At 70.7% G+C, this 2603-nt stretch carries 1 protein-coding gene and 2 pseudogenes; all 3 read left to right on the top strand.

What is annotated here, in order from left to right:
• Positions 1-448, top strand: a pseudogene (locus D180_RS18870) (nuclease); the annotation flags it as partial.
• A 525-nt stretch (positions 449-973) separates the two neighbouring features.
• The gene (gene pdhA, locus D180_RS18865; RefSeq protein WP_017914011.1) at positions 974-2062 is read left to right on the top strand and encodes a pyruvate dehydrogenase (acetyl-transferring) E1 component subunit alpha; all 1089 of its coding nucleotides are present in this window, start codon (positions 974-976) and stop codon (positions 2060-2062) included.
• Positions 2055-2603, top strand: a pseudogene (locus D180_RS18860) (alpha-ketoacid dehydrogenase subunit beta); the annotation flags it as partial. The gene pdhA and the pseudogene D180_RS18860, both read left to right, overlap by 8 nt.

Below are 2603 nucleotides of genomic sequence, written 5' to 3'. Positions count from 1 at the left end.
CGGCGCCACGGTGGCGGTGCAGGCGCGTCCGGCCGGCGACCTGGCGGTGTCGATCGACGGCCCGGCCACCCTGCCGTTCTTCGCCTTCTTCGCCGACTACCGCATCGACGTGCGCAACCACGGCAATGCGCCGGTGCAGGGCGCCAGCCTGGAGATCGACGGCAGCACCCTGTCGGCGCTCACCGCGCTGGTGCCGCCGCGCGGCTGGCAGTGCGTGCGGCAGAACCACGGCCTGCGCAGCGCGCGCTTCCACTGCCGCAGCGGCGCCGACCTGGCGCCGGGCACCAGCGCCGCGTTCCGCCTGAGCCTGGCGACACGGCCGCTGCCGGCCGACCGCCAGATCGTGATCGGCGCCAGCGCCGGCTCGACCTCGGCCGATGCCGACCCGAGCGACAACAGCGCGCGCTTGAGCACCCGCGTGGAGGGGCTGCGCCTGTTCGGCCGCTGATCGCGGCAAGCGGTGCAGACGAAAGGGCGTGGCCGCAAGGCCACGCCCTTTTTGCTTGGGGCAACGCCACCAGGCGCCGATCACGTGCTGCCGAAAGCGCTATCGCCCAGGAGCGGCGTCAGCCGCGATGGGGGATTCCCGGTAACGCCCGTCGCGGCTGAAGCCGCTGTTACGAGGCGACGTCCATGCGGCTTGAGGGTGCGTAGCGGGCGATGCGCGATGCCCTTGCGCTGCTGCTGCACGTGTGCGCCTTCTGTCCCTGTCCGACACTCTCGCCTCCAGCGCGCACCGCACCGCTGGCATGTACCACCGCCACCGGTGGACACCCACGCGCACATGAACGGCATGCATCGCAGTGCAACATCGGCGATACCCAACGCCATCAATCGGCAACGCGGCACGACCACGCTTTTCTTGTGCGATACGGCATCGCCGCGTGCTGCGGTGCACGACGGCTTTTGTGCACGGCTTCCTTAACATGCCGACTCATATCATTTGAAACTTGTTGTCGAGAGCGCCATCGCCATGAGCATCGCCGCCCAGTTCGAAATTGAGTTCCTGCAGTACCTCGACGCGGGCGGCCAGCCGGTCCGCGACGCGCTTCCGGCCGATTCGGCCAACCCGCAGACGCTGCTGGCGCTGTTCAAGCAGATGCTCTACGTGCGCACCTTCGACAGCAAGGCGGTGGCCCTGCAGCGCACCGGCAAGCTGGGCACCTACGCCTCCTGCCTGGGCCACGAGGCCACCCATGTCGGCATCGGCGCGTCGATGCGCCGCGGCGACGTGCTGGCGCCCAGCTACCGCGAGTACGGCGCGATGTTCATGCGCGGCGTGCGGCCGCGCGAAGTGCTGCTGTACTGGGGCGGCGACGAGCGCGGCAACGACTTCCAGCGCGATTCCGACGCCGCCCGCGACTTCCCGATCTGCGTGCCGATCTCCACCCAGTGCCTGCACGCCGCCGGCGCCGCGCTGGCGTTCAAGCTGCGCGGCGAGCAGCAGGTGGCGGTGGCCACCTGCGGCGACGGCGGCTCGTCCAAGACCGACTTCTACGCCGCGCTCAACTCCGCCGGCGCCTACCAGTTGCCGTTGATCCTGTGCGTGATCAACAACGGCTGGGCGATCTCGGTGCCGCGCAACGCGCAGACCGGCGCGCAGACGCTGGCGCAGAAGGGCCTGGCCGGCGGCCTGCACTGCCTGCAGGTGGACGGCAACGACCTGATCGCCGTGCTCGAAGCGATGCGCCAGGCGCGCGAGCGCGCGCTGGCCGGCCAGGGCGGCACAGTGATCGAGTTCATGACCTACCGCCTGTCCGACCACACCACCGCCGACGACGCGCGCCGCTACCGCGACGATGCCGAGGTCAAGCAGGCCTGGGAACGCGAGCCGCTGCTGCGCCTGCGCACCTGGCTGAGCGCGCAGGGCCTGTGGAGCGAGGAAGAGGAAGCGGCGTGGAAGCAGGAATGCGCGCGCCTGGCCGACATCGAACTCAACGCCTACCTGGAAACCCCGGTGCAGCCGGTGGAAGCCATGTTCGACTACCTGTACGCCGACCCGCCGCCGGACCTGCTCGCGCAGCGCGCCGAGGCCATCGCCCTGGAGCAGCGCCATGGATGAGTTGAGCCCCCGCCTCGCCGATCACACGGCCGCGCCTGCGGCCGGCACCGCCCACAGCGCCGCCACCGCGCGCGGAGACAGCCCGATGACCAGCACGCCCATTACCCTGATCGAAGCGGTGACCCAGGCGCTGGCCTGGGAACTGCAGCACGACCCGTCGGTGCTGGTGCTGGGCGAGGACGTGGGCGTCAACGGCGGCGTGTTCCGCGCCACCGCCGGCCTGCAGCAGCGCTTCGGCGCGCAGCGCGTGCTCGACACCCCGCTGGACGAGACCACCATCGCCGGGCTCAGCGTCGGCCTCGCCGCGCAGGGCATGAAGCCGGTGGCCGAGGCGCAGTTCGACGGCTTCGTCTATCCGATGGTCGATCACCTGATCTGCCACGCCGCGCGCCTGCGTACCCGTACGCGTGGCCGCCTGCACTGCCCGATGGTGCTGCGCGTGCCGTGGGGCGGCGGCATCCGCGCGCCGGAGCACCACAGCGAAGCCAACGAATCCATCTTCACCAACGTGCCGGGCCTGCGCGTGGTGCTGCCGTCCTCG

Source organism: Xanthomonas sp. SHU 166 (genome assembly GCF_000364685.1).
Lineage (GTDB): Bacteria > Pseudomonadota > Gammaproteobacteria > Xanthomonadales > Xanthomonadaceae > Xanthomonas_A > Xanthomonas_A sontii.
The sequence above is the reverse complement of the archived record's forward strand: the minus strand, read 5'-3'. Positions and strand labels throughout refer to the sequence as shown.